Source organism: Candidatus Hydrogenedentota bacterium, from assembly GCA_016791475.1.
Classification (GTDB): Bacteria; Hydrogenedentota; Hydrogenedentia; order Hydrogenedentales; family JAEUWI01; genus JAEUWI01.
The window spans coordinates 1-526 of the sequence record JAEUWI010000447.1 but is presented as its reverse complement, the minus strand read 5'-3'; the positions used below and the strand labels follow the sequence as shown (position 1 = coordinate 526).

At 64.3% G+C, this 526-nt stretch carries 1 protein-coding gene; it reads right to left on the bottom strand.

The features are described from left to right. The coding region (locus JNK74_30175) for a putative O-glycosylation ligase, exosortase A system-associated (GenBank protein MBL7650437.1) at positions 1-526 on the bottom strand (526 nt) is incomplete at both ends.

Sequence of the window (526 nt, the reverse complement as noted above, 5' to 3'; positions counted from 1 at the left end):
ATCAGGGTGAGGACGGACATGGCGAGCAGCCCCAGGCGCTGCCAGGCCACCTTGAGCTGCAGGCGGATGTACCAGAGCAGCGGGACCGTCATCAGCAGGGCGAGGCCGATCGAGTTACGGTCCTCGATGAAGGAGCCGCCGGGGCCGCGCACGTTGTTTCCGCTGCCCCCGGTCAGGACGAAGATGCCGCCCTTCACCCCGTAGAAGGCCAGCGAGAAGGCGATCACGACCACCAGCCAGTGAACGCGGTCGCGGTCGCGGATCAGCATCAGGGTGACGTAGGTCATCAACATGATCCGCCACACCTTGTCCCACTGCGGCCAGGCCAGGCCCGGATACCACGAGAAGGCCGTGGTCAGGAACATCCATCCGGTGAACACCAGCATCAGCCAGGTCTCGCGCGACCACACGATCTCCTTCTTCTCGCGCGAGAACAGGATGCCGACGAAAGTGGCGAGCGCGACCATGAATGCGAAGGGCATCGAGGTCGAGAAGCCCCAGGCCATCCGGTGCGGATTCATGTAGC